Below are 1,992 nucleotides of genomic sequence, written 5' to 3'. Positions count from 1 at the left end.
TCCCACGTCTTAAGACGCAGTACCATTGGCGCGACGGCACTTAACGGCTGGGTTCGGAATGGGACCAGGTGTTTTGCTCGTGCTATGTCCACCAAACCAAGGAAGCAGCGAAGTTGTCCAAGTCAAGACTGATTTTTTTGATCAGTTTTTTATTACACATTTTGTGTATGCTTGCGTTTGATCTTTCTACTACTGGATCAAATCAAGCCAATCGGGCAATTAGTACCAGTCAACTGAACGCATTGCTGCGCTTACATCTCTGGCCTATCGACGTGGTGGTCTACCACGGCCCTCAAGGGATACCTAGTTTTGAAGGGGGCTTCCCGCTTAGATGCTTTCAGCGGTTATCCTGTCCGGACATAGCTACCCAGCACTACCGTTGGCACGATAACTGGTCCACCAGTGGTCCGTTCACCCCGGTCCTCTCGTACTAGGGGCAACTCTTCTCAAGTATCCTACACCCACGGCAGATAGGGACCGAACTGTCTCACGACGTTCTAAACCCAGCTCACGTACCTCTTTAAACGGCGAACAGCCGTACCCTTGGGACCTGCTCCAGCCCCAGGATGAGATGAGCCGACATCGAGGTGCCAAACGGTGCCGTCGATATGGACTCTTGGGCACCATCAGCCTGTTATCCCCAGAGTACCTTTTATCCGTTGAGCGATGGCCCTTCCACTCGGGACCACCGGATCACTATGGCCGACTTTCGTCTCTGCTCGACTTGTCAGTCTTGCAGTCAGGCTGGCTTCTGCCATTGCACTCAACGACCGATTTCCGACCGGTCTGAGCCAACCTTCGCGCGCCTCCGTTACTCTTTGGGAGGCGACCGCCCCAGTCAAACTACCCACCACGCAGGGTCCCGGATCCGGATAACGGACCGCGGTTAGACATCAAGAGTGCAAAGGGTGGTATCTCAAGGATGGCTCCACCAAAACTTGCGTTCTGGCTTCAAAGCCTACCACCTATCCTGCACATCGCAATCCTGATGCCAGTGCGAAGCTGTAGTAAAGGTTCATGGGGTCTTTCCGTCTAACCGCGGGTAGTGTGCATCTTGACACACAGTTCAATTTCGCTGAGTCCACGTTTGAGACAGCGGGGAGATCGTTACGCCATTCGTGCAGGTCGGAACTTACCCGACAAGGAATTTCGCTACCTTAGGACCGTTATAGTTACGGCCGCCGTTTACCGGGGCTTCAATTCGGAGCTTGCACTCCTCCTTTTAACCTTCCGGCACCGGGCAGGCGTCAGACTGTATACGTCGCCTTACGGCTTCGCACAGCCCTGTGTTTTAAGTAAACAGTCGCCACCCCCTAGTTTGTGCCCCCCACCTGAACTTGCGTTCAAATGGGGCCTCCTTCTCGCGAACTTACGGAGGCATTTTGCCGAGTTCCTTAAACGTGGTTCTCTCAAGCGCCTTGGTATTCTCTACCAGTCCACCTGTGTCGGTTTCGGGTACGGTCTTATAGAGAGGCTATTTCCAGGGACTGCTAAGCGGCCCGATCAATCCGATAAGATCGAACAACCTTCGCAATCCGTCACCTTCTCACGGCCCAGGAATATTAACCTGGTTCCCATCGACTACGCCTTTCGGCCTCGCCTTAGGGGCCGGCTTACCCTGCTCAGATTAGCTTTAAGCAGGAACCCTTGGACTTTCGGCGACAGGGTCTCTCACCCTGTTTGTCGCTACTCATGTCAACATTCTCACTTCTGATCACTCCACCGGATGCCTTACAGCCCGGCTTCACAGTCAGAACATTGCCTCCGTTACCTCCGAGGAGGCAAAAGAGGCAGCGTTCTATATCACAGAACGCTCCGCTACCACGTGCACCTTGCGGTACACATCCAAAGCTTCGGCTCGTGGCTTGAGCCCCGTTACATCTTCGCCGCAGGACCTCTTAACTAGACCAGTGAGCTGTTACGCTATCTTTAAAGGATGGCTGCTTCTAAGCCAACCTCCTGGTTGTTTTGGAAGTCCCACATGCTTTCCCA

2 rRNA genes are annotated in these 1,992 nt (G+C 53.6%); both read right to left on the bottom strand.

Annotated features, from left to right (window positions below):
* A 5S ribosomal RNA gene (gene rrf, locus BFP70_RS00565) occupies positions 1–96 on the bottom strand; the annotation flags it as partial.
* A gap of 102 nt (positions 97–198) precedes the next feature.
* A 23S ribosomal RNA gene (locus BFP70_RS00560) occupies positions 199–1,992 on the bottom strand; the annotation flags it as partial.

This window comes from Thioclava sp. SK-1 (genome assembly GCF_001705665.1).
Taxonomy (GTDB): domain Bacteria; phylum Pseudomonadota; class Alphaproteobacteria; order Rhodobacterales; family Rhodobacteraceae; genus Thioclava.
The sequence above is the reverse complement of the archived record's forward strand: the minus strand, read 5'-3'. Positions and strand labels throughout refer to the sequence as shown.